The sequence below is a fragment of the Vibrio barjaei genome (genome assembly GCF_001639065.2).
Lineage (GTDB): Bacteria > Pseudomonadota > Gammaproteobacteria > Enterobacterales > Vibrionaceae > Vibrio > Vibrio barjaei.
Window position 1 is genome coordinate 248,542 of record NZ_LQXO02000033.1, and the last position, 23,737, is coordinate 272,278.

31 protein-coding genes and 1 pseudogene are annotated in these 23,737 nt (G+C 42.6%); 28 read left to right on the top strand and 4 right to left on the bottom strand.

What is annotated here, in order from left to right; translation table 11 throughout:
• Nucleotides 1-409 precede the first annotated feature (409 nt).
• The 14 genes from nrfB to AWH66_RS16185 all read left to right on the top strand — a co-directional run bounded on the left by nrfB (nucleotide 410) and on the right by AWH66_RS16185 (nucleotide 11,356).
• Nucleotides 410-1,003 (top strand): cytochrome c nitrite reductase pentaheme subunit, encoded by a 594-nt coding sequence (gene nrfB / locus AWH66_RS16120; protein ID WP_063606328.1) that lies wholly within the window; start codon nucleotides 410-412, stop codon nucleotides 1,001-1,003.
• Between the two features lies 1 nt (nucleotide 1,004).
• Nucleotides 1,005-1,691, top strand: coding sequence for a cytochrome c nitrite reductase Fe-S protein (nrfC, locus tag AWH66_RS16125; RefSeq protein ID WP_006074225.1), 687 nt, complete (start codon nucleotides 1,005-1,007; stop codon nucleotides 1,689-1,691).
• Nucleotide 1,692: 1 nt separating this feature from the next.
• Entirely contained in the window at nucleotides 1,693-2,649 is a 957-nt protein-coding gene (nrfD, locus tag AWH66_RS16130) for a cytochrome c nitrite reductase subunit NrfD (RefSeq protein WP_063606329.1), read from the top strand.
• Between the two features lie 119 nt (nucleotides 2,650-2,768).
• Complete coding sequence (locus AWH66_RS16135) at nucleotides 2,769-4,739, top strand: heme lyase CcmF/NrfE family subunit (RefSeq protein ID WP_063606330.1); 1,971 nt, start codon at nucleotides 2,769-2,771, stop codon at nucleotides 4,737-4,739.
• Nucleotides 4,729-5,145 carry a cytochrome c-type biogenesis protein gene (locus AWH66_RS16140; RefSeq protein WP_063606331.1) on the top strand — a complete coding sequence of 139 codons (417 nt, stop codon included), beginning with the start codon at nucleotides 4,729-4,731 and terminating at the stop codon, nucleotides 5,143-5,145. Before AWH66_RS16135 ends, AWH66_RS16140 begins: the two co-directional genes overlap by 11 nt.
• 71 nt (nucleotides 5,146-5,216) lie before the next feature.
• Complete coding sequence (locus AWH66_RS16145) at nucleotides 5,217-5,636, top strand: GNAT family N-acetyltransferase (RefSeq protein WP_063606332.1); 420 nt, start codon at nucleotides 5,217-5,219, stop codon at nucleotides 5,634-5,636.
• The gene (locus AWH66_RS16150; protein ID WP_063606333.1) at nucleotides 5,629-6,117 is read left to right on the top strand and encodes a GNAT family N-acetyltransferase; all 489 of its coding nucleotides are present in this window, start codon (nucleotides 5,629-5,631) and stop codon (nucleotides 6,115-6,117) included. Before AWH66_RS16145 ends, AWH66_RS16150 begins: the two co-directional genes overlap by 8 nt.
• Nucleotides 6,107-6,574 (top strand): ASCH domain-containing protein, encoded by a 468-nt coding sequence (locus AWH66_RS16155; RefSeq protein ID WP_063606334.1) that lies wholly within the window; start codon nucleotides 6,107-6,109, stop codon nucleotides 6,572-6,574. The genes AWH66_RS16150 and AWH66_RS16155 overlap by 11 nt, the downstream gene beginning before the upstream one ends.
• A 6-nt stretch (nucleotides 6,575-6,580) precedes the next feature.
• Nucleotides 6,581-7,108, top strand: coding sequence for a GNAT family N-acetyltransferase (locus tag AWH66_RS16160; protein WP_063606335.1), 528 nt, complete (start codon nucleotides 6,581-6,583; stop codon nucleotides 7,106-7,108).
• Nucleotide 7,109: 1 nt separating this feature from the next.
• On the top strand, nucleotides 7,110-7,598 hold the full coding sequence (locus tag AWH66_RS16165) for a GNAT family N-acetyltransferase (protein ID WP_063606336.1): 489 nt from the start codon (nucleotides 7,110-7,112) through the stop codon (nucleotides 7,596-7,598).
• Between the two features lie 131 nt (nucleotides 7,599-7,729).
• The gene (locus AWH66_RS16170; RefSeq protein WP_063606337.1) at nucleotides 7,730-9,631 is read left to right on the top strand and encodes an alpha/beta fold hydrolase; all 1,902 of its coding nucleotides are present in this window, start codon (nucleotides 7,730-7,732) and stop codon (nucleotides 9,629-9,631) included.
• 46 nt (nucleotides 9,632-9,677) lie between these two features.
• Nucleotides 9,678-10,097, top strand: a complete 420-nt coding sequence (locus AWH66_RS16175; protein WP_063606338.1) for a DUF1801 domain-containing protein — start codon at nucleotides 9,678-9,680, stop codon at nucleotides 10,095-10,097.
• 71 nt (nucleotides 10,098-10,168) lie between these two features.
• Nucleotides 10,169-10,585 carry a GNAT family N-acetyltransferase gene (locus AWH66_RS16180; RefSeq protein ID WP_063606339.1) on the top strand — a complete coding sequence of 139 codons (417 nt, stop codon included), beginning with the start codon at nucleotides 10,169-10,171 and terminating at the stop codon, nucleotides 10,583-10,585.
• Between the two features lie 24 nt (nucleotides 10,586-10,609).
• Nucleotides 10,610-11,356: a phosphotransferase enzyme family protein gene (locus AWH66_RS16185; protein WP_063606340.1), complete on the top strand. Its 747-nt coding sequence runs from the start codon at nucleotides 10,610-10,612 to the stop codon at nucleotides 11,354-11,356.
• A 6-nt stretch (nucleotides 11,357-11,362) separates the two neighbouring features.
• On the opposite strand, the gene AWH66_RS16190 is transcribed toward AWH66_RS16185, so the two are convergent.
• Nucleotides 11,363-11,920, bottom strand: a complete 558-nt coding sequence (locus AWH66_RS16190; protein ID WP_063606341.1) for a lipid-binding SYLF domain-containing protein — start codon at nucleotides 11,918-11,920, stop codon at nucleotides 11,363-11,365.
• 328 nt (nucleotides 11,921-12,248) lie between these two features.
• Here AWH66_RS16190 and AWH66_RS16195 point away from each other — a divergent pair, with 328 nt between their 5' ends.
• From AWH66_RS16195 to AWH66_RS26155, 12 genes and pseudogenes are all read left to right on the top strand, one after another.
• Nucleotides 12,249-13,937, top strand: coding sequence for a mechanosensitive ion channel family protein (locus AWH66_RS16195; protein WP_063606342.1), 1,689 nt, complete (start codon nucleotides 12,249-12,251; stop codon nucleotides 13,935-13,937).
• A 112-nt stretch (nucleotides 13,938-14,049) separates the two neighbouring features.
• Nucleotides 14,050-14,250: a hypothetical protein gene (locus AWH66_RS16200; RefSeq protein ID WP_063606343.1), complete on the top strand. Its 201-nt coding sequence runs from the start codon at nucleotides 14,050-14,052 to the stop codon at nucleotides 14,248-14,250.
• A 74-nt stretch (nucleotides 14,251-14,324) separates the two neighbouring features.
• On the top strand, nucleotides 14,325-14,621 hold the full coding sequence (locus AWH66_RS16205; protein WP_063606344.1) for a Dabb family protein: 297 nt from the start codon (nucleotides 14,325-14,327) through the stop codon (nucleotides 14,619-14,621).
• Between the two features lie 7 nt (nucleotides 14,622-14,628).
• On the top strand, nucleotides 14,629-15,042 hold the full coding sequence (gene arfB / locus AWH66_RS16210; RefSeq protein ID WP_006074195.1) for an alternative ribosome rescue aminoacyl-tRNA hydrolase ArfB: 414 nt from the start codon (nucleotides 14,629-14,631) through the stop codon (nucleotides 15,040-15,042).
• A gap of 19 nt (nucleotides 15,043-15,061) precedes the next feature.
• The gene (locus AWH66_RS16215; protein WP_063606345.1) at nucleotides 15,062-15,523 is read left to right on the top strand and encodes a GNAT family N-acetyltransferase; all 462 of its coding nucleotides are present in this window, start codon (nucleotides 15,062-15,064) and stop codon (nucleotides 15,521-15,523) included.
• Nucleotides 15,524-15,635: 112 nt separating this feature from the next.
• Nucleotides 15,636-15,905, top strand: a complete 270-nt coding sequence (locus AWH66_RS16220) for a hypothetical protein (protein ID WP_240495628.1) — start codon at nucleotides 15,636-15,638, stop codon at nucleotides 15,903-15,905.
• 18 nt (nucleotides 15,906-15,923) lie between these two features.
• Nucleotides 15,924-16,340 carry a GNAT family N-acetyltransferase gene (locus tag AWH66_RS16225; RefSeq protein ID WP_083400053.1) on the top strand — a complete coding sequence of 139 codons (417 nt, stop codon included), beginning with the start codon at nucleotides 15,924-15,926 and terminating at the stop codon, nucleotides 16,338-16,340.
• Nucleotides 16,341-16,461: 121 nt separating this feature from the next.
• Complete coding sequence (locus tag AWH66_RS25465) at nucleotides 16,462-16,653, top strand: CPXCG motif-containing cysteine-rich protein (RefSeq protein WP_006074186.1); 192 nt, start codon at nucleotides 16,462-16,464, stop codon at nucleotides 16,651-16,653.
• 65 nt (nucleotides 16,654-16,718) lie between these two features.
• Nucleotides 16,719-17,321 carry a LysE/ArgO family amino acid transporter gene (locus tag AWH66_RS16230; protein ID WP_063606347.1) on the top strand — a complete coding sequence of 201 codons (603 nt, stop codon included), beginning with the start codon at nucleotides 16,719-16,721 and terminating at the stop codon, nucleotides 17,319-17,321.
• Nucleotides 17,322-17,359: 38 nt separating this feature from the next.
• Nucleotides 17,360-17,728: a GFA family protein gene (locus tag AWH66_RS25470; RefSeq protein ID WP_083400054.1), complete on the top strand. Its 369-nt coding sequence runs from the start codon at nucleotides 17,360-17,362 to the stop codon at nucleotides 17,726-17,728.
• Between the two features lie 12 nt (nucleotides 17,729-17,740).
• A pseudogene (locus AWH66_RS26150) lies at nucleotides 17,741-18,307 on the top strand (GNAT family N-acetyltransferase); the annotation flags it as partial.
• A gap of 60 nt (nucleotides 18,308-18,367) precedes the next feature.
• Nucleotides 18,368-18,784, top strand: a complete 417-nt coding sequence (locus AWH66_RS26155) for an HAD family hydrolase (RefSeq protein ID WP_240495631.1) — start codon at nucleotides 18,368-18,370, stop codon at nucleotides 18,782-18,784.
• Nucleotides 18,785-18,788: 4 nt separating this feature from the next.
• Here AWH66_RS26155 and AWH66_RS16240 read toward each other — a convergent pair whose 3' ends face one another.
• Complete coding sequence (locus AWH66_RS16240; RefSeq protein ID WP_063606349.1) at nucleotides 18,789-19,655, bottom strand: fructosamine kinase family protein; 867 nt, start codon at nucleotides 19,653-19,655, stop codon at nucleotides 18,789-18,791.
• Between the two features lie 178 nt (nucleotides 19,656-19,833).
• Between AWH66_RS16240 and AWH66_RS16245 the strand changes: the two genes are divergently transcribed.
• A complete protein-coding gene (locus AWH66_RS16245; RefSeq protein WP_063606350.1) occupies nucleotides 19,834-20,178 on the top strand; it encodes a DUF3802 family protein in 345 nt (114 codons plus the stop codon).
• 64 nt (nucleotides 20,179-20,242) lie between these two features.
• On the opposite strand, the gene AWH66_RS16250 is transcribed toward AWH66_RS16245, so the two are convergent.
• A complete protein-coding gene (locus AWH66_RS16250) occupies nucleotides 20,243-20,713 on the bottom strand; it encodes an NlpC/P60 family protein (protein ID WP_006074175.1) in 471 nt (156 codons plus the stop codon).
• A gap of 145 nt (nucleotides 20,714-20,858) precedes the next feature.
• Between AWH66_RS16250 and AWH66_RS16255 the strand changes: the two genes are divergently transcribed.
• Nucleotides 20,859-22,898, top strand: coding sequence for a methyl-accepting chemotaxis protein (locus AWH66_RS16255; RefSeq protein ID WP_063606351.1), 2,040 nt, complete (start codon nucleotides 20,859-20,861; stop codon nucleotides 22,896-22,898).
• A 2-nt stretch (nucleotides 22,899-22,900) separates the two neighbouring features.
• On the opposite strand, the gene AWH66_RS16260 is transcribed toward AWH66_RS16255, so the two are convergent.
• Entirely contained in the window at nucleotides 22,901-23,713 is an 813-nt protein-coding gene (locus tag AWH66_RS16260; RefSeq protein WP_063606352.1) for a sterol desaturase family protein, read from the bottom strand.
• Nucleotides 23,714-23,737 lie beyond the last annotated feature (24 nt).

Here is a 23,737-nt window from a genome sequence, read left to right on the forward strand (position 1 = left end):
ACCTGTTAATATTAGCTCATATCCATTAATACTTAATTACATGTCGGGGCGTTTACTGTTTTAGATCAATTTATCTAAGTGATTGAGTTCACATCTATTTTCAACTAACCCTAAAGGGGTAGCTGGTCTTATTTTTAATGGTATTAATTATCATTTTTAAATGGAAGTTATGTAAAAATTCACACGTAAACATTAGTGATATTGCTCACTAATTACCTCTAAAGTGATAGGCAAATAACACATAGGAAACTATGATCGTCATGTGAAGCGTTGTGGCTCATCCTAAATAAGAATTGATTACATTTCGTTGGTAATTACTTAATTCAAGTAATTATTAGAGGAAAGTTATTAATTATTAATCTGACTTTGTAGGTTTTACCTTCAATATTGGGTTTAAGGAAAGGATACAATGGGCAATGTTAAATTGACCATGGTGATAATGCTTCAGGCCCTCCTAGCATTTACTCTCTATGGTTATACACTCAATGCCTTAGCTGATGAAGCAGCCCTCGAAAAAGAAGGGGTATCTCAACGGCATAAGGTGGAGTTGATTCGTGACAAGGACTATAAATGTGTTCAGTGTCACAAAGACTCTAAACAGACACTTGCTGGCTCTCACGGAGAGGACGCAATCGAAATCATTGGCAGCGAAGTTAATTGTACTCAATGCCACAGCAATATCGGTCCAGATCACCGTGATGGCGGCTCTACGGTCATTAAATATCATCCCGCGCAATCACAGCCGGGTACCGATAAAACATGGTTAGATCCTGAAACCATCCTCAAAGCAAACAGCCGATGTACCGAATGTCATCAGCCACAATATTTGCGCGACGATAGCTGGACTCATGACGTGCATGCGAAAAACCTAACCTGCACCAATTGCCACTCTGTGCATGCCGAGAAAGCGAAAGTACTTTCTTACGACCACAAAGCAACCATTAAGATGTGTGTCGATTGCCACAAAGACTTCAACGAAAAACGTGAAGAGGAGGGCAAGTAATATGAGTTGTTCAAGACGAAATTTTCTCGCTGGCACAGGCGCTGTCATCTTTACCACGGGTGTGGCAACAACTTCAGTGCTAACGTCACGACAGTCGGTAGCGAGTGATGACACCAAAAAAGCGGTGCGCTATGGCATGTTACATGACGAAAATGCCTGTATTGGTTGTACCGCTTGTACAGACGCTTGTCGTGAAGTCAACAAAGTACCGGAAGGCGTATCCCGTTTGGAAATTCATCGCTCAGAGCCTATCGGTGAGTTCCCAGATGTGGAATATCGATTTACTCGTGATTCCTGCCAACACTGTGAAAATCCACCTTGTGTTTACGTGTGTCCTACAGGTGCAGCTTATAAAGATGAAGAAACAGGTATCATCGATGTACACAATGAAAAATGTGTAGGTTGTGGTTATTGCTTGGCAGCATGTCCTTACCAAGTGCGCTTCTTCAATCCGGAAACTCGTTCTGCAGATAAATGTAACTTCTGTCGTGATACCAATTTAGCAGAAGGCAAGTTACCGGCGTGTGTGGAAAGTTGTCCGACTAACGCTTTGGTGTTTGGTGATTTGAATGATCCAAACAGCGATATTAATAAGATGAAGAGTATCAAGGTGATATACCGTGATAAAGAACAATTAGGGACTAAACCTAAACTGTTCAAAGTTCCGTTCCATAAGGGGGAGGTATAGTATGAGTACTTGGGAAACTGCCTTTCATTTCGACTCTCTTGTGTGGGATTGGATTATTGCGATCTATCTATTCTTGGCTGGTATGTCCGCAGGTTCTGCACTGATAGCGATTTATCTTAAGCGAAAAGTCATAGAAGGCGATCCAGCGCAAAATGGCATCCTGAAGGCGATGGCCTGGTTGGCGCCATTTGGCATTATTGTTGGTCTGTTGATCTTGGTATTCCACTTAACCAAGCCACTCGAGTTTTGGAAAATTATGATTTACTTCAACCCAACGTCAGTGATGTCGATGGGTGTCATCTTGTTCCAAGTCTACATGGTTGTCTTGTTTGTGTGGATTGGCATGATTTTCAGAAAGCCAATTATGGATGTGTTGGGAAGCAAGTTTGATTTTGTAGAAAACATTCTGATTAAGTTCGAGAAAATTGAGAATGGTTTGGAGTTGTTTTTAGGTTTCTTAGCTATCGTATTAGCGGCTTATACTGGCTTCTTATTATCGGCACTGAAAACCTATCCAATGCTTAACAACCCAGTGCTTCCGATTTTGTTCTTGTTCTCAAGTTTGTCGTCGGGTGCCGCTGCAAGTCTATTGTTTGGTATTTTGGTGTTTAAAGAAGATGCGCACAGCCCAAGTGTCAAATGGGTACACAGCTTTGAACGTCCTGTCGTCTTGTTCGAACTGTTTGTCATCGTTACCTTCTTTACCGGTCTTATCTTTAGTGGTGGTCAAAATGAAGCGGCCGCTTGGAACGCTATCGGCGGTGGATTCTGGTCTAGCTGGTTCTGGTATGGCGTTATTGGTATGGGTATGTTGTTACCTTTGGCAATGAACTTCTTTAGCTCTGAAAAGGCAAAGCATAACCACGGCTTTATCTTAGTCGTCACAAGCCTTAGCTTAATCGGTGTTCTGATGCTACGTACGTTTGTGCTTTATGCAGGTCAAATGACGGTAGTCTAAATATACTATCCCCGTGAAAGCGGGGATCTTCTAAAGCACTCTCGGCACAAATTTTCATCGAGTGTGTTTTAGAAGAGCAGCAGAGTCGTTTTCACTCTTGGCAACAACATAGAGGTTACATGATCGGGTACATTGGATTATTCACTTTGATAGTCGTTGCTGTCACGAGTAGTTTTGCGAGTATAAGCGGAGTCGCCTCCTATCGACTGCCGCTGCAACATAGACTGCACCTAGATAAAGTGGTGCAATTACTGACGTTACTAAGCATGTTATTTGCGGTTGCTGCTATCGTGGTACTTGCTGTCGCCTTCGCTGTTGATGACTACTCAATAAAATACGTTTCAGATAATTCAAACAGTCAACTTCATCTCGGTTACAAGATTGCTGCCACCTGGGGTGGCCATCAGGGATCGATGTTATTCTGGGTTGTGACGCTGTCACTTTGGGGCGCAGCTCTTTCTTTCATTCAAGACTCTGTCAGACGACATGCTTTGTGGTTAATGCAGCTTCTCGTCGCTATATTCGCCTGGTTTACATTGCTTGCGTCTAATCCATTTGAGTTAAATGCCGTAATACCAACTCAAGGCAGAGACTTAAACCCAATGCTTCAAGACATTGGTCTTATCATTCACCCGCCATTGTTGTACGTCGGCTATGTCGGGTTTGCATCGGTATTAGCGCTAGCCTTGGGTTCTCTGTTTACTTCGTCTTTGGAGGCATCGGCTAATTCAACCCAATGGGTGGTGAGTGCAAGAGTGTGTGCTGTGGTTGCATGGCTATTTTTGACTGCGGGTATCGCTGTCGGCTCTTGGTGGGCGTATTACGAACTCGGTTGGGGAGGCTGGTGGTTCTGGGACCCTGTGGAGAATGCCTCATTGCTACCTTGGTTAACCAGTTGCGCGCTATTACACACTATGATGCTTGCTAAACACCGTCAGTTGGTGTTCTGGACCTATTCTTTGGCATTCATTACTTTCTGCTTGAGTATCTTAGGCACCTTTATTGTTCGCTCGGGTGTGTTGACTTCTGTTCATGCATTTGCAGTTGACCCAACCAAAGGTTTCAGTCTGTTGGCGATTTTAACCATCATTTTTGTTCTGGCCTTTGTTTCTTTGATACTACGTTCGGATAGCCTTCATTCTAAGGCTATCACTGACATTCGAACCAAACCGTTTCTGATACTAATTGCTGCAAACCTGTTTACGTTGGCGACCATGGTTGTGGTGTTTGGGACGTTTTATCCAATGGTGTATGAGCTTCTGGGCTTAGGCAATATTTCCGTTGGCGCGCCGTATTTCAATTTGTTGTTTGGTCCACTCTCCATTTTTGCTTTATTTGTCATGGGGTTTGTACCGTTTTGTCGGTGGAAATCTGATGAGAAACGAGTGCTTACCCCACTCATGGCGGTCTTGTTTGTTGCCAGTTTAATCGTCGCATTTGCCGTCGTTTTGTATTACTCACTCCATAACGCACATGTTGGTGCAGAGTGGTCATTTTGGGCGTTTATGACAGTCTGGGGCAGTGTGTGGGTGGTATTGTCTCATCTGCGGCTATTGTACAGTCATAAGATGAATCATGGCCTATATGCAGTGATACTGGCGCACGTTGGTATTGCTGTAGCCGCATTTGGCTCTGCGATGAATGCAGAGTATTCGTATGAAATGACAAGGAAGCTAGGACCGGGTTCTAGTGTAGAGTTTGGTGATTTTAACGTTCGTTATCTTGATACCCATCTCTACGTTGCTCGCTCATTCAGCTCAGAACAAGCTGAGATTGAAATTACTCCACTATCGAATCCTTCAAAAATACAACGTGCTTATCCTGAGAAGAGGCATTATCCCGTGCGCGTGATGAACATGACAGAGCCTTCGATGACACCAAAATGGGATGGCGATATTTACATATCATTGGGTGATAAAGTGGATGCTGTGCACTACGCGGTTCGCATCCAGTTTAAAGCGTTTGTGCGATGGATATGGTTAGGGGCGTTGTTGGTTTGTTTATCTGGAGTTTGGATGTTGTTGTCTCCCTTATTCGCACCTAAGCGTGTGCAATGTGAAAATAGTGTAGGAGGCACTAATGTTGTTTAGGAATATCGTAATCACTGGCTTAGTCTTATTATGTTCTATCCTGGTGCCAGTTGTTCATGGCTCTGAGAGTCAATTTGTGGAACTGTTTGAATTTGATTCACCCAAACAGCAGAAACAAGCGATAGAACTGGCTAAAACACTACGTTGCCCAATGTGCCAAAATCAGAACTTAATTGAGTCAAATTCTCCGGTCGCGAAAGACATTCGTCTAAAAGTGTTCGAATTAATCAAACAAGGGAAAACAAATCAAGAAGTGAAGGACTTTATGGTTGCTCGTTACGGAGAACACGTGCTTTATCGACCATCTATGAGTGGTCATAATGCGTTGCTATGGGGAGCGCCTATCGTGTTTGCTCTGGGGCTCGTCTTGGTTATCTTTGTTAATGTAAAACGTAGAACTCAATAATATCCAGTTGATTTTTCAGTGATAATTGTATATTCCTTTAACCCTATTGGTGCAAATAGGGAGGGTTGTACATGTCATATTTCATTTCTTCGGACAAACGTTTATTAGATATTCCTCTTATCCATAGTGAGTTAGCTAATAGCTATTGGGCTAAAGGTATTCCTCTCAGCGTGGTCGAAAAATCCATCGAACATTCTCTTTGTTTTGGTGTGTATACCACCTCTAATGAGCAAGTCGGCTTCGCTCGAATGATAACTGATAGAGCGACGTTTGCTTATTTAAGCGATGTATTTGTGGTTGAAAAAGCAAAAGGAGAAGGGTTGGGTAAGCAACTCATTAAAGCCATTGACGATCATCCAGAGCTGCAAGGATTAAGACGTATCATGCTTGCGACAAGTGACGCTCATGGATTGTATCGGCAGTTTGGTTATCAAGAAGTGAATAACCCTCAGATCTTAATGCAGAAATGGAATCCAGCGATATATGACTAGATCTGTGCTCACGTTCGACACTATCTCTCAACACCCTGAGTTTAAGGCTACCATTGTTAATTGGTATTATCATCAGTGGGGAAAAAGAGACCCTAACAATTCACTTGAAAGCTATACAACCAAGCTTGATGATTTACTCGAGAATGGTGGTATTCCTGTCAGTGTCGTGGGTGTACAAGGTGGTGAATTGGTTGCTACCGCACACTTAAGACGAAATGAAATTCCTAGTTTCGAGAATTACGAGTTTTGGTTGGGTGGTGTTTATGTACATCCATCGCATCGAGCCTCAGGAGTAGCTTCGCAGTTAGTGAAGCAAATGATAGCAGAAGCCAAACAGTTCGGTATCAAGACACTCTACCTTCAAACAGAGAACCTTACGGGTGGGCTCTACGCCAAATTAGGGTGGGAGAAGCGACATCAACTCAACAATAAGGGTGTTGAAGTCATCGTCATGGCAAAGGAGTTAAGCAGTGACGCCTAAACAGCAAACATTTCTAAACCAGTACTTAGAACAGTTAACTACCTCAGAGCGAGCAAGCATAAAAGATGTGATTGCCGAGCATTTTTGTGGCGATGAATACAATGCCAACCAATGCGCGAAGCTAATTAATGAAGGTATTAAAACCGCTTCATGTAGCCTAAAAGCGGGGTATGAGATTGAGCAAAAGCCATTGCCTCAAGTTGGGCGGTTGTCTGTTGTTTTGGACTGGGAACAAAATCCTATCTGTATCGTCAAATTGACATCGGTTGAAGTTTGTCCGTTTAATCAGGTATCTGAAGCGTTTGCTTATGCGGAAGGTGAAGGAGACAGGACCTATCAATGGTGGAAGCAAGCGCATCTACGTTTCTTTGAAGGGTATGCGAACGAACTGAACATTACATTTAGTGAGTATGATGACTTGGTGCTTGAGCGTTTTGAAAAAGTGTTTCCGAGGTAATTGATCATGCTTACTCTAGAAACACCTCGATTGCAGCTAAGACAAATTGATCGTAGTGACTTCGATCTTTTCCAAAAACTACACCAAGATCTAGAGATTATCCGTTTGTGTTTTGATGCTCCCTCGATAGAGGAGATCAAACAACGATTCGAAGAGCGACTGCCGGTTTGGCAGTCAGGTAGCGATCAGTGGTTATGCATGACAGTTGTGTTAAAAAGTAACCAAGCTAAGGTCGGTGTTACCGGGTTCAAGGTATCAAATCGCGTTGCGGAAGTCGGTTATCTCATGCTCACCGAATATCAAGGGGTGGGTATTGCAACAGAGTCGCTAAAATGCGTTCTAGATTGGGGAATATCGCAACTCGACCTCTCAAAGTTTAATGCTGTCGTGACTCAAGGTAATCATGGCTCTGAACGAGTGTTAGAGAAATGTGGATTTCATATTAAAGCGATAGAGAAAGAGGCGTATGTTATCGGAGGAAAAACGTACGACGATATTATTTATCAGCGCAATGTCACGAAGAAAGGAGAGTAAAGTGATAAGAAATGTTCAAGAGACAGACAGTATAGCTATTGCTAGGATCTACAATCACTATATTGCTCATTCGACATGTACGTTTGAGGAACACCCTGTAACCGATGCTGATATGGCCGAGCGTATTCGCGTTGTTGTTGATTCCGATCTGCCTTGGCTGGTGTTTGAACATCAAGGACAAGTGGTTGGCTATTGTTATGCAAAAAGATGGAATGCACGCAGTGCCTACCGATTTACTGTTGAGTCCTCTGTGTATGTTGACAATGAAACACCAACAAAAGGTGTAGGCTCCAGATTATACGACGCATTGTTTAATGACTTACAGGCGCGTGGTGTTAAGAATATTATGAGTGTTATCACTTTACCAAATGATGCCAGCGTAAAGTTTCATGACAAGATGGGAATGCAGCAGGTCGGTCACTTTAAGCAAATCGGATTTAAGTTTGAGCAGTGGTTGGATGTGGGGTATTGGCAAAAGGTTTTAGATTGATTAACACCCTATAAATTTTCTTGAATTTATTTTTGCACTATCTCCATACTATCTTTAGTTCACACATTCTTCTTAAGCAACACACTCTGAACTGAGTGGATTTTTAGCGTTTAATAGATTTTGGAATCATCATGGGTAAGCGATACATCATAAGCAGCAAACATCACGACAACTTTATGCTGCGCCAACAACATGTAAATAAAATAGCATTGGTAACTGAAGGTGGAGGACAACGAGGGATCTTTACCGCAGGTGTCCTTGATGCGTTTTTGCGCGCTGATTTCAATCCATTTGATTTGCTTATTGGTACGTCCGCAGGTTCGTTAAATCTCGCTTCTTATATTTGTGGGCACCAAGGTCATGCTTACAAAGTTATTACAGAAACAACTCGCCATCCTGAATTCTTTAAACTCACTAAGTATCTCTTAAGCGGTAATGGGATGGATTTAGACTTTTTGGTCGACAATGCGGAAGTCAACATACCGCTGAATTGGAGTAAGGGCTCAGACTTATTAAAGACCAAACAGGTTATTGCGGTCGCCACTCACGCTCAAAAGCTGACATCAGAATGCTTTGACGTCACCGTCGACAACTGGAAAGATGTGCTAAGAGCGTCATGTGCTATTCCCGCATTGCACAAAAATCCTGTTGTGTTTGATGATTCAAGGTGGCTCGATGGTGGTGTTTCAGCTCCTATACCAGTAGAAGGGGCTTATCGTCGTGGCTACAAACATATTGTGGTCATTCGTACTATGCCTATCGATTTTGATGACCACCATCCGTTGTTGGAAGCGATTTTAAAGCGAGCGCCTACTAAAACGATGAGTGAACTGTCAGCAATGCTTATCAAGCACGAGGAAAGCTATCGTAAAACACAGCGTTTTCTCGAATCGCCACCCGATGACGTCAACATTTACGAAATCTCGCCAGCAATAAATCTTAAGTCTTCAGTAATTGGAAGTACTAAAAAACAACTCGATGCGGATTTCATGCATGGTGTGCGTTTAGGACGCTTGTTTGTAGAAAGCGTTGGCAGAAAACTCGACATTCCTTATACGCCATATAAACGGTATAAAATGATGACATCAGAATTTGCCAATGATGATGCTTATCACCAAAAGATCGATGGGGTTTGGGCTAATCGATCTGTTGGTCATTTTAAAGGTGCTATGGATTGCGATATTGCTTGGGTCAATGTCAACCCACATAACTTAAATCGAGCATTAGTCATAGTACAAGGCCGCAATGAGTCGTGTTGGAAATATAAAGAGTTAATGTATGAGCTCAGCCAACATTTTAGTGTTTACTCTTTTGATCACCGAGGGCAAGGCGAGTCACAACGCTTGGTTGAAAATAGCGAGTTGGGTCATATTGATCAGTTTGTCCATTATGTAGATGATTTAGCGCAGTTTTTTGAGAATGTAGTTAGAAACAAAGACAGTGATGAAGTGATGATGTTGGCGCATTCTATGGGCGGAGCGATTGCAACGCAATATATTGCAAAATATCCTGGCACGATTAAAGCGTGTGCGTTGACGAGCCCGATGTTTGGAATCAAGCTGCCTAAGGTAGTAGGTGGCATACAAACGGCAACGATTAAGATGATCAGTCAGCTGCAGAAAACGCCGCACTTTGCGCCCAAGCAAACCGCGTTTGTAACCAAGACGTTTGAAGGAAATGATCATACAAGTAGTCCAACGCGTTTTAAAGCATACAGTGACCTACTGAATAATCACCCCAAGTTAAGGCTTGGTGGAGTGAGTCCCAAGTGGATTACTGAAGCGATGGCTGCCGGTAAAACATGTATTTCCCAAGCCAAGGACATCAAAACGCCAATCTTAATTATTCAGCCAGAAGGTGACAATGTCGTTTCCCTATCGGCACAAGATTTGTTTAATGAAAAGTGTACGAGCTCTCGACTATTGACCATCCCTCACGCGAAGCACGATATCCTTATTGAGGCGGACCGTTATCGAGATTGGGCATTGAAACATATTATGGATTTTTATGACTACAAGCATGAATTCATGTAGTTCGTGCAATATGAAAACACGCGGTACCATCTAATAATAAATAACGATGAGTACGCTAAAATCTCGTCCTACAGCGGAAGACCCCTGTGTTTTTATTGAATTGGTTAAGAATGAACAAAGAAGGCGAGATGCTGAGACTTTGCTCACAATGTTTACTAATGTGACTGTTCGACAACCTGTTATGTGGGGAGAAAGCATTATCGGCTTTGGTGAATACCGTTACACTAACACTCGTGGAACGTACTCTTGGATGATGACTGGCTTTTCGCCACAGAAACAGAATCTGACCCTATACATCATGCAAGGCTATGACAATCTCCAACACGAACTAGAAAAACATGGCCAGTTTAGAACGGCAAAGTCGAGTCTTTACATAAATAACCTATCAAAAGTCCACCTGAAAGATCTAGAGCTACTGCTTGTTAAAGCAGTAGCAGAAATGGAGTCTAAATATCCTTGTACCTGACGGAAGGTTTTAGACAATAAGAATGACCTGAGTATAAAGGAGTAACTCAAGTGAGCGTAACTTTCCGCGAGATGCAAATCGCCGACTACGATAACGTGATGGCCTTGTGGCAGCAAACTGATCATATGGTGATTCGAGAGGCGGATAGCCGCGACAACATCATTGCTTATCTAGATAAAAATCCGAATATGAGTTTTGTGGCCATCCTACATGGAGAAGTAGTGGGTGCTGTCTTAGCCGGAACAGATGGGAGACGTGGCTACCTGCAGCATCTGGCGGTTGCATCCCAGCATCGTGGAAAGCGAATAGGTAAAACGTTGGTGGAGAAAGTGACGGACTCTTTTGCTCAAATTGGTATCGAGAAAACGCACTTATTTGTTAAAGCTGACAACGAGGCTGCACAAGAGTTTTATCGTTCTATGGGATGGGAAGTGCGCAAAGAAGTAAAAATGTATTCATTCAATGCCTCTGCAAACGTCGATATCTAATTTAAACCTTAATGAGTGGAATCAATGAGCCCGATTGTAGTAAAGACCGACACGGTTATTAGACCTGCAAGTCCGTGGTCTCGTTCTGTACATATTTTCCTTAAGTTTTTAGAGCTGCAAGGCTTTCATGGCGTACCTAAAGTACTCGCTCTGGATAACGATAATGAGACACTTTCATTGGTCAAAGGCAAGACATTTAACTACCCGTTACTTGAGGAAATAGCCAGTGTACAGGCATTGGAAACAGCGGCGAGACTGCAAAGGCGGCTTCATGACGCGAGTGTGGGATTTATTGAGCAGTATGATGTCGCAAGTTTAGATTGGATGTTGAGCTCAGACACCGATTATCAAGTCATGTGTCATGGGGACTTTGCGCCCTACAACGTGGCATTAGAAGCGAATAACGTCGCCGGGGTATTTGATTTTGATACCGTTCATCCTGGCTCAAGGTTATGGGACTTATCTTATTCTGTCTATTGCTGGGCACCTTTCAAAACCAACTCGGTAGATAAACTCGGTGATATTGAGCAACAAATCCGTCGAGCAAAAACGTATTTGGATGCGTATGAAATAGATGCAGTAAGCCGATTGAAATTGGTTGAAACGATGGTGTCTCGTTTGAGGTATCTAGTCAGCTTTATGGAACACAGGGTCGATGCAGGTGATCAAGGTATGCAGCAATGCATAGAGGAAGGTCATAGGCGCAGCTATATCAACGATATTGATTATTTGCTACGCAACTATGATGTGATTACTCGTGGCATTCGATAGGCTAGGCTAGTCAGTAAGCGACTGGTTTACTTTAGCGCGAATAACTCTGGCTGTTACTGTTGCTGATGCTCCGCCGTCAGAAAGTACATGTAAAGTGAACTCGGGGTTCATATCACCAGAAGATCCTTGTGCTGCGGCGCTGCCTGCAGAGGCTTCCGCTCCGATTTCAAATTTCCACTCACCGTCTCTCCAATCATCGACCAATTCTTGTGTGTTTAGAAGAATTAACACCTTGTATGAACGAGCACCCCAACCAGCGCCGAAATCGAGTCGTTTAACCGTAAAGTAGATGTGTGGCTCAGTGCCTTTTATTACCATTACGCCTTCGCCGCCACCGACACCCACAACAGGTACTTTGGTTACTTTCATGTTTGCAACACCGTAGGCCAATGCTTCATTCATTTGAGCTTGCAGGTGCGGTTCTTTTTTTAGCAACTCCGATATAGTGGTTTGCGCCATGGCGTCGAGTTCATTCCGCTCGGCCAATTTTTGTTGTTCACTCAATGATGAACATCCACTGGCGATGAGAATAGTAGTTAGAAATAATAAACGGCGAAACTTCATGTTATTTCCTCATCGTTTTGTAATGAAATGAATCGAACTAATCTTTGGCATGCATAATAGAGTAGAACACTATTTGTTAACAATGGCCGTTAGGTAAATTCTTGACGTTTTATAATTTGATAAGGTCAAAGCGTATAGGCTTCGAATCTCACAGTGGTGTTGTCAGAATCTACCTAAGCATAGTCAAGAGATTTCATGTATATGACACCGAACAATGATGTATTGGTGATCATGTCATCAATCTCTATCTAGAGATGAGTGTATAAATGGTTTTATGACCTATCATTAAATCAACTAATCTAAACCTAACACCTTCAGGGAGTTGTGAATGAGTGTTTGTTTCCCTCAATCTTTTAGGGCCAATACCACGGTTGCTTTTCTCATATTGTTACTGTCGCTACTAAGTGGTAGCGTCCAAGCTCAAACAGAATCGCAGACAGAGGTTTCTTCTAAAGCACAAGTCGCTTTGGACAATATTAACGCTGAAATACGCGATCTTTCTGAAACCTTAAAGGCGTCAAGTGGCGACCAAAAGGATGCTATTCAATTTCGACTGTTCAATAAAAATAATGAACTAAGAGATGTAATTGGAAAAGCCGTTGAATCAGAAAGCTTACCTAAAGAAATGCTCATTGAGCAGGTGCGATTCCAACAGAAGTATACTGAAGGTGCGAAAACTTACCTAGAAGACAAGCTAAAAACTGTTAGTGAGCAATTTAATAGTGCAAAGGCCGAGAACAAACTCTCTATCCTTAATACTTATAGCGAAGTTCAAGAGTACCTAAGTGCAACCTTTAACGCGGGTTGGCAAAATCTAACTTGGTTAAAAAAGTTAGGAGTACCAGACGAAAGTGGTGAAGCAAAATTTGAAGTGCTAGTAGCGAAGAATTTGAGGTTAACGTCAGCGTCGATTGAATATTTCAATCAACAGGTGGAGGCAATCAATTCTCAGTTGGCATCGGCGCCAGAAGGAGACAAAGCCGCGCTTCAAACTAGTCAGTTAGTGCTCAAGCAGCGTATTGGCATTGAAACTGACAGTCTGCGCAATTTAATCGTTCTGGGTGATGATGTTGGATTAGAAACCTCTGAGTATAAAAGACAAGTATTCTCTGTTACTGGCAATATCACTCAAGACATTTTGGACTCAAAAGTGTTGATTTCGCTGCTTAGCCATTGGTGGAGTGCCGCCGTCGATTGGTTAGGCGATAATGCGCCGCAGCAACTGTTCCAAGTGTTTATTTTCATTCTTATTCTTTTCGTAACACGTGCGATTGTAAAGCTGGTGCGAAAGATTGTGACAAAAGCAGTTCATAACAAGAATTTGAAGCTCTCTCACTTGATGCAAAACTTCTTTGTGTCTATGTCGGGCAATATTGTTTGGATTATCGGTATCATGGTTGGGCTGTCACAGATAGGGCTTAACTTAGCGCCTATCCTGACGGGTTTTGGTATCGCGGGTGTGATTATTGGTTTTGCCCTACAAGATACATTGTCGAACTTCGCAGCGGGTATGATGCTTCTTATCTACCGCCCATTTGATGTTGGTGATTTTGTTTTTGCTGGTGGTGTAGATGGCAAGGTAAGCCATATGAGTTTGGTCAATACCACGATTCGCACCTTTGATAACCAAATCATCATTGTTCCTAACAGTAAGATCTGGGGAGACGTTATCAAAAACGTTACTCACGAGCGCACTCGTCGAGTGGATATGGTGTTTGGTATTGGTTATGGAGATGACTTACTCAAAGCTGAATCTGTTTTACACGAGATTATCGAGGCGCATCCTGCGGTTCTTAAATCACCAGAGCCTAACATTCGAGTTCATACACTGAATACCTCATCAGTAGACTTCATCGTTCGACCTTGGGTAAAAACAGATGATTACTGGGATGTGTATTGGGATGTGACTAAAGAAGTTAAATTACGCTTTGATAAAGAGGGCATTTCTATACCTTTCCCTCAACAAGACGTGCATTTACATATGGTGGATAAATTGACGTCTGAGTCTAACGCTTAGTATCAAGACAATTATTCATTGATAAGGCTCTAATTTCATAAATTAGAGCCTTTTTATTATCTGTAATATTGGTTATTAAATAAGTTGAATATAGAAGCTCAGAGGTACGATTATGACGGAAGAAAATACAAAGAATAGTGAGGTGACAGTCGTAGACATCAAAATGCCATTTCTATCCATGGTGATATTTATGGTCAAGTTCGCCATCGCATCAATACCAGCTATGATCATCCTTGGGTTGATATTTAGCCTCTTTGGTATGATATTTGGTGGTATTTTTAGCGGCTTTCATGGCGGAATGGGGCACTACTAAAATGTCCTTGTCTAGTCACTGTGGTTGAATTTCTGTAGTATCGAGTGATTGATTCGCTAAGTAGAACTCTAGTAATGATTAGACATATCTTGTTGATTCGATTCAACGAAAAAGCAACAGAGCAAAGCATTAACGAGCTTATGGCTTTGTTTGAGGCTATGCCAAGCAAAATAGCAGGAGTAGAAGCGGTAGAGTGGGGTGTGAACGATAGCCCTGAAGGTAAAAATAAATCCTATACGCACAGCGTAATGATGACATTCAAGGATGAAAATGGTCGACAGAACTATCTGCCTCACCCCGAACATGATGCTCTAAAATCGGTGTTCAGACCGATTTTAGACGACATTATAGTCTTTGATTACTCAGTTTAAATTCAGCATGTTACAGATTTCTAATACGGTAACGTTGGCAGATTGGGAAATCGAGCTAAATGCAATTCGTTCGATGGGGAGTGGTGGTCAGAATGTTAACAAGGTGTCCTCTGCTATCCATCTACGTTTTGATATTAGACGCTCGACACTACCCGCGATATATAAAGAACGTTTGCTTGCAAGCAACGACTCTAGAATCTCTAAGGAAGGTGTCATTGTGATTAAAGCGCAATCACATCGTACTCAAGAGAAAAACCGGGAAGACGCACTTGCGAGGCTAGCTGATTTGATTCGGTCAGTGATGGTCGTGCAAAAGAAACGTCGTGCAACAAAGCCAACTCGTTCATCGCAAATAAGACGAGTGGATAATAAGAAGAAACAAGGGCAGAAGAAGTCCCTACGTGGAAAGCCAATATTGTAAATCTAGTTAAGGAGAGAAAGTGAAAATAATTAAGGATGATTTAACGGGTCCAGAAATAAAAGCCCTTTTACAGGCTCATTTGGATGACATGTACGCGACCTCTCCTCCAGAAAGTGTCCATGCTCTTGATCTTGACGCTCTACGTCAGCCAGAGATTACGTTTTGGACTGCATGGTTAGAAGATGATTTGGCAGGATGTATAGCCTTAAAAACCATTGAGTCGGGACATGGTGAAATAAAATCGATGCGCACGACAGAGAATGCTCGTGGAAAGGGAGTCGCAAGTAAGTTGCTTGCTCATTTAACCAGTATGGCCGAAGAAAACGGCTTGACCCGACTAAGCTTAGAGACAGGAACAGAAGCGTTTTTCGAACCAGCAAGAAACCTATATCAAAGAGATGGTTTTGTAGAGTGTGAACCATTTGCTAGCTATTCGCTCGATCCTAATAGTGTGTTTATGACCAAATTGCTGACAAGATGAGCGCCATTGAACTGAAGGAAGCCTATTGAATATGGGCTCTTTATTTCGCTTCGTTCTCATAGCGAATATAATTTCGGGGATTGTGGTCTGCATAGCTGGCTACATTTTCCCTATGTTGAAAACATCCGAACTTTCTGATTTCTCATTTTACGTCGCTATCGTGTTATGGGGCGTGGCTGGTTTGGTTTGGGATGGCGGAAGAAGAAGCCGAACCTATGACGTCGATGTTGTGTCACAAAAGACGAGAGCAATGGTTAGAGACCATAATCTTGAAGCTGAAAAACATAAGCACTATCGACAAAACTACTCTTTTGGTTTTTCTTTGTTTGTTGCAGGCGTTTTCCCTCTGCTACTTTCCGCAACTCTTGCTTGGTTAAATTAAAAAGTAGGTAATAATAACGTGGTGAAAATATCTTTAGTCGAACTCGAACAGGTCCTACCTATTCGTCAGCACGTTCTGTGGCCCGATTTACCAATAGAGAGTTCGCTGGTAGAAGGAGATAACCGAGCGATACATATCGGCGCATCTGTGGATGATAATTTGGTCTGTGTTGCTTCGATATTCATTGATGGTAATCAAGGTAGGTTGCGTAAATTTGCAACGCTTCCTGATTACCAAGGTCAGGGTATTGGCTCACAGGTCATCGAGTTTGTCTTGAACATGCTCGAAAGTCAAAAGATTGAGGTGTTTTGGTGCGATGCGAGGGAGTCTGCGTTCGATTTCTATAAGAGATTTGGAATGGTTATTGAAGGAGACATCTTTTACAAAAAAGGCGTGGCATACAAAAAAGCGTCGTTAGTTTTATCAAGATTATGATATGAGTAGCAGCACTACGTTAGTATTGAGCACCTTTGGCGATAGATATCTCTGACTGCCATATTTGAGTATCTCTTTTTACGATTCTACACTTTGATAAAACCTACCATGAGTGTTATCGATGGAAGCATTAAAAGAGTGGCGAGTAAACTGCCCGTATTGCGGGGAGGCTTTTGAAACCTCAATCGACTGTTCCGTTGATGAGCAAGAGTATATTGAAGACTGCTATGTATGTTGTCGACCAATATTGTTTGAGGTCACATTAGATAGCGATGATGTGTTCGTAACGGTAAGACACGAGAACGAAACATAGCTTGAAATTCAATTAATTACGCGTTACAAGATAACTTCTCCTCGATAAAGGATTGAGAGGTTTACTTGGATGTAACGACTTTTTTGACAGGCTTTTCCTTGGGTCTGTCGTTGATACTTGCAATTGGTGCTCAAAATGCGTTTGTTCTAAAACAAGGGCTAAAGAAACACTATATATTTGCCGTGTGTTCTGTATGTGCAGTTTCTGATGCCATTCTCATTTCTGCAGGTGTCGGTGGCTTCGGTGTCATTATTGAACGGTTTCCGCAAATAGAAATAGTAGCTCGTTATGCGGGGGCTGCTTTTCTTACTGTATACGGAATCCAAAGCTTGCGTTCTGCTTTCAACAGCAAACACCAACTCGACCCTAAAGGGGATTCAAGTTCAAGCTTGCTAAAAACCATTTTGATTTGTTTAGCGCTAACTTGGCTAAACCCACATATCTATCTAGATACCGTTGTTTTGCTAGGCTCTATTTCCACCCAATATGCTCCGAATCAGTTATCGTTTGGGCTCGGTGCCGTGATTGCTTCCTTCGTATTCTTTTTCTCCTTGGGGTATGGTGCTCGACTGCTAATACCTATATTCCATAAACCAAAATCATGGAAAGTATTGGAGCTCTTTGTTGGTGCTATTATGTTATCCATCGCCCTTAGCTTAATTTTGTAACCTAGCTAGATATCGCTAATTTAAACAAGGAAGAAGTAATGCCTCACTATAACGCGCAATGTCATTGCGGAAATATTACTCTCAGTTTTGGCAACTGGCCGACGAGTTTGACAAGTTGCAACTGCTCTGTATGTCGACGTTATGGGACATTATGGGGTTATTATGAGTCTGATTCAGTGACGGTGTCAGTATTGCGGCAACCTACGACGGCGTATCAATGGGGTGATGGTTTTATCGACTTTCACCACTGTCCCGAATGCGGATGTGTGACGCATTACACTTCAACGGATAAATCGCCAACCCAGAAAGTAGCCATCAATTTCAAAATGGTGACCCCAGAAGAGATAAATAACATACAAATTCGCTATTTTGATGGCGCAGATAGCTGGAAATATCTTAATGATTAGGCGAGGATTTGGATGAACAATACCAAACTAAGGTTTCAGGATATTACCTTACGCAAAGCGTCAGCCGAAGATCTAGAGCCACTTTATCAACTTATGACGGTTGACGAAGAGTGGACGAAATACAACGGCCCATACTTCGGTTATGTTCGGCCAACACTATCTGAATTTAAGCAACAACAGTTCCAAAAGTTCTTAGCAGGCGACAAAGGCTTGGTTATAGATTATTTGGGGCGAGCAATCGGCAGTGTTAGCTATTACTGGGAAGATGAAAACACGCGTTGGCTTGAAGCTGGTGTGGCCATTTACGACTCATCACTTTGGGGTAGAGGCATTGGACTGAAAGCTCTGATTCCATGGGTTGAGCATCTTTTCGCAACATTGGAGATCGAGCGAGTAGGCTTTACTACTTGGTCTGGAAACCCCGGAATGATGCGATGTGCTGAGAAACTTGGAATGACGCAAGAGGCGAGGCTGCGCAAAGTTCGCTATTACTTAGGTGAGTACTTTGATTCGATAAAGTACGGAGTCCTGCGTGAAGAGTGGCAAGAGCTCCACAAGTGTTGGTTGAGCCGAGACCGAGTGTACTTGTTTGATTGGGGTGACACTCTAATGGTCGATGACCCTACACAAACTGGAAAAATGTGTGATTGGCCAAATGTTGAAGTAGTTTCTGGTGCATTGGAGTTGTTGTCAGCGCTTTCTAAGCGGTATCCCATTTATGTTGCGACCAATGCACAGGATTCTAATGAAATCGAGATAAAACAGGCGTTTGAACGTGGTGGTTTGGCTCAATACATCACAGGCTACTTCTGTTTTAACAATCTTGGCGTTTCTAAAAATCACCCAGAATTCTATCGGCTCATCGCAGGCAAGTTAGGTATCCCGGCAAACAAATTGACGATGACAGGTGATCAAAGGGACAAGGACATAGTACCCGCTAAATCCGTTGGCTTAATCACCAACTGGCTTAATTCGAGTGGTGTGTCACCTGAGCCGCATGACGTTGGCTTCGCCTCGCTGCTTGAGATATTAGAAAAAGAGATGAAGGTCGAGTAAACCTCTAAGAGGCATGAATCGTTGAGATCAGCTCTTCAGCTTGGTCTAGGTAGCTACCGCCAAAAAGATTACAGTGATTGAGCACATGATAGAGATTATAGATGTGCTTTCTATACTCATACATGGGCTCGATGGGCAGTACGCTTTCGTAACCGTCATAAAATTCCTGTTTGAAACCACCAAAAAGCTCTGTCATGGCAAGATCGCACTCTCGATCTCCCCAATAACTGGCGGGATCATAACAAATAGGCCCAAAGGCTGAGTTAGCAACGTTGCCGTTCCAAAGGTCGCCATGCAGCAAAGAAGGTTTAGGGTTATGGCCAGAGAGCTGCTCGTTGATAAGGGAGACAAACTGGTCGATATCGGTAAAGCTGATTTGTTTTTCTTTAAGTAACTGTAGTTGCCAGCCTATACGTTGTTCAGAGAAAAAGCGCGACCATTTTTTATGCCACTGATTAGGTTGTAAAGTAGCACCAATGTAATTGTCTCGATCAAAGCCAAATTCGGCTTGTTCGCCCCATTTGTGCAGTTTCGCCAACTCAATGCCAAATTGATGACTGGCAGTACTCACGTCTAAAGGTTTGACCGGGATGTAATTAAGAATGATGAACGCGCATTCTTTAGTTTTGCTAATTAACACCACCTCGGGTACATGAACCGTATTAGTGTCATGGAGTGCTTTGAGGTTATCCGCCTCAATCTCAAATTTAGCAAGGAAGTCTTTGTGATTGGTTTTCACGAAGTAACGCTGATCACCATCGCTAATCATATAGCATTGGTTTATATCGCCACCGCTCATTTTGACACGTTCTTTGATAGAAAAGTTGAACATGAGTGCATCGGATAGCTGATCTGAAATCGCTTGCCACATAAGTTACTCCCGTCTGCCAATCTATGGCTAGTGTAGAACAATATTGACTACATAACATACTGCCAGCGCACAGAATCATTGACGTGCAGCGCGATTTTTCGCACTAGTTCTTACAAACGTGAACTAGGTTTGCTATGTTTAAGTTCTTGTCATTTAAACAATTGCTAGGAGTTCAGTCGTGGTTGTAGATACTGACGGCTATCAGGCATTAATCGAACATCTCGCCATGAATCTCGATGTATTCACTTCAACTTCTGGAGATACGGGCGAAGAAACATTAGAAGATGTGTCTACGGACATGGTCGCGTCCAACATTATGGTGTTGTTTGAACAAAACCCAGAGCTGCATTCAAGTGTGCGATTTAAGTTGCTAAAAGAAGTAGACTTAGTGATTCAAGACTTGGAAGAAGTATTGGCTGGAGTTTGGAACAAGCCGGCCACCAATGAGCAGGTTGCATTTCTTGAAGAGTATATAGCGTTAGTCAAAAATCTATTTGATACTGCTGTTGCAATATATGATTAAAGAAATTAACAAAAGGATCGTTCCCTCTCAGGATATTTTATTCCTTTGAGAGGGAGGCATTCTATTACTGAATATTTCTAAAATGCCAAAATGTTGATGCCCAATAAGGATTGTCGAGTCGAGAAAGGACCACACCTTTAGATGTTGAGGCATGCATAAATGTATTCCCACCTAAATAAATACCCACGTGTCTAGTTTTTCTTCCCGTTTTAAAAAACACTAAATCACCGCTTTGAGCATTATTGTAAGCTACTTTGTGACCTATTTTAACTTGCTGCGCAGTGGTTCTGGGTAAGCTAACAGCATAAGCATCTTGATAGACAGCCTGCACAAATGCCGAGCAATCGACGCCAGAATAATTGGTGCCACCAAGTCGATAAGGAACGCCTTGCCATTTCTTGTATTCAGCCAAAAATGGTGCATTTTCAGCACTTCTATAATTAACTTGTGTGTGCGGTGCTTGGCTTGGTTGGCTCGAACAAGCCGTCAATAATGCCACTATACCGTATGGAATCAATAATTTAACAATTTTCATCTGTCACACTGCTTACATTTATGTGTAATAAATATGTCATTAACGGCCTCTACCATTTCCGAATAATTTTATACCAAATTAACGGTTTGTACTATTTATCCGCAAAATTTGGTCGCAATTTTACGATTGATGCAACGGAATCGCTATGACATCGTCAACACAACGAAAACGTCCAACCTCAATAATTCATTCACTCAGCGCAATATTCATTTTAATCTGTATCTTTTTTATTGCTCTAAGCCGGCTAAGTTCAAATGGATTAACACAAGTAAAACGTCAATTCGATAATTTATCGGACCGCGTACTCCCTCTAGCAATGAATAATGCAGCCCTAACACAGGATACGTTGGAACAAGTAAAGTTACTGAACTACGGTAGCCAGTTATCTTCTCAGGCAGAGTTAAATGTTATCCAGGAACGTATCAAGCTGTTGACTAGCCATAGTGAAGCTAGGGTCAATAGTCTGTTCGAGATTGCAAAAGAGATCGATAGCGCAGTGAGTAAAGAGCAAAGAGCTCAACTCAGCGAAAAAATAGCCGAACTGCAATCCGTTACTGAGTCCGTATTGGCGTTTCAGTCTCAACTCATTGCAATGAAAGCTGGTATAGATAAGCAAGTGACGGGATTCCGTTATGGGTTAAGTTCTATTGGCCCGGAAATGAACCGTATTAGCCTAATTCTGTCTCAAGACAATCCATTGTCTTCAGATGCGGCGAGTAGATTTATTGCGAGTGCCAGCTCAATGGAGAGCACGTTCTTGGTCATGATGATGCAAGAAGAACTGAGTAAAGCGAAAAGTGAATATCGTGAAATGCGTAATCGAATCGCTGGAATCAATCTAGCATTTGCAGACTTCTCTGATTGGCACCCTGAAGTCAAAGAGTTTGCCAGTCTTATTGCACCATATGAAATGGTTCAAGACGGATTTAAGCAAGGCGGTGTATTAAGTCAAATACTCGACAGACTCGAAGTGGTCGAAAAGCAAAAACTGGAGTTGGAGCGCGCTGCTGTGCTAGCCGACGAAACGGTACAACTTCTACAGCAAATCTCTGCTACTGCCGCGACACTAATAAAAGATAGTCAAGCCGTAGTGAATTATACTCTTGATACAACCTCACAATGGTTAATTACTGCTACAACGTTTCTAATTGCAACAATCGTTGTAATCTTCTTCTCTCTGCGTCGATGGATAAATCGACCTTTAAAGAACATCATCTCTCAATTGAAAGGGCTCACAGAATACGAATTAACGGGCAAAGTGATGCTAGCGGGTCCTGCTGAAATGCAAGATATCGCCAGAAAGTTGAACCAAGTGATCGAGTCGACCCATGATTCAATTGAAGTGGTAACGAGAAACTGTGAAACACTCTATCAAACGGCGGAGATAAGTCACGGTGCGGCAGAGGAAACTCGTCTGAGTTTGCGTTCACAAAATGCCTCCCTAGATAGCATGGTGACAACGATTACAGAACTGGAAGCATCGATTAACGAGATAGCTCAAGTGACGACCGCGTCGTTTAACGATTCTCAACAAGCGGATAGTTATGCCAACCTTGGTTTGGAAGCGGTATCTGACAACCAAGAACGACTTCATATGTTGGATACGACGTTAGGCAACAATGAAGCGTCAATGACTGAGCTAGATGGCAAAGTGAAGCAGATACAAGAGATGGTGGATATGATCAGTGGGATTGCTGATAACACAAATCTATTAGCATTAAATGCGGCTATTGAAGCTGCAAGGGCTGGCGAGAAGGGCAGAGGTTTTGCTGTTGTAGCGGACGAAGTTCGTAAACTCGCTAGTGATACTTCTGCACAAACCACAAATATTCGAAAAATGATGTCGGAGCTCATCCAAGCAGCCCAAGGCTCACGTCAATCGGTTGTCGAGTCACGCAAAGAAATGTCTTTTGCTTTGGAGTCTAGCGAGCGAGTAAAAACGTCTTTTACTGACATTGCCCATTCGGTGAATCAGATCCGTAACAGAGCAGAGCAAGTTTCTGTGGCTACTGAACAACAAGAGCGTGCCACGGCTGAAGTGGGGCGCTCAATCGTTCAAGTTACTGAGCAAGGTGAGCATTCGAGTATGCAGTTGGAGTCCATGGTAGAAAGTGCTGAGCAAGTAGCGGAAATTGCGGGCCACCAGCAATCGATGTTACATAAATATCAATTGAACCAAGCTTAGTTCTACTGAGAATGACTAGCGTCGTTCTCATCGTTCCTAAAAGGTTGGGTAAGCAGTTTGTCCAACCTTTGTTCTCTTGGCTCGACAAAGGCTGGAATACCGATTACCACGCTCTCATGCCCTAACTTAGGTTGAGCACGATAAGTTCCAAACCAGATGTCCCAGATGGATAGAAAGAAGCCAAAGTTGGAATGCGTTTCTTTGACGATCTCCGAGTGATGAATACGGTGAAAATCCGGTGTTACGATAACTTTTCTCAGCAAGGCATCAAACTTCAAAGGCAACTTGCCGTTGCTATGGTTAAACATCGCACTGGCATTGAGTACAATTTCGAAAATAAGTACTGCGATTGGAGGTACGCCTAAGGCAATAACGATCACTATTTTTATCCACATGGAGAGGATGATTTCAATAGGGTGGAATCGAGAACCTGTGGTGACGTCGATATCCCGATCAGCGTGATGCATTCTATGCAATCGCCAAAGGATTGGAACGCGATGAAAGACTATATGTTGAAAGTAGATTGCTGCATCCAACAGCACTACGCAAAGTGGGGCAATTAACCATGAGCTCACTTCGAACTGGTTAAAAAGCCCAATACTATGTTTCTGAGCAAAGAGTGCAGCTTCTATGGCAAGAAGTGGCATGACTAAGGCGAGAATTAGAGAGTTAAGGCCAACTAGGCTGAGATTGTTAATCCAACGCAAACGTCGTGTCCTTGTACGTTGTTTTCTAGGTACACACCATTCCCACACCGCACAAATTATGAGTACAGAGAGAAAGATCGACAATCGAATAGAGTCACTGTGTTCCATTGAATAGGGTTTCCTTTTACTTAC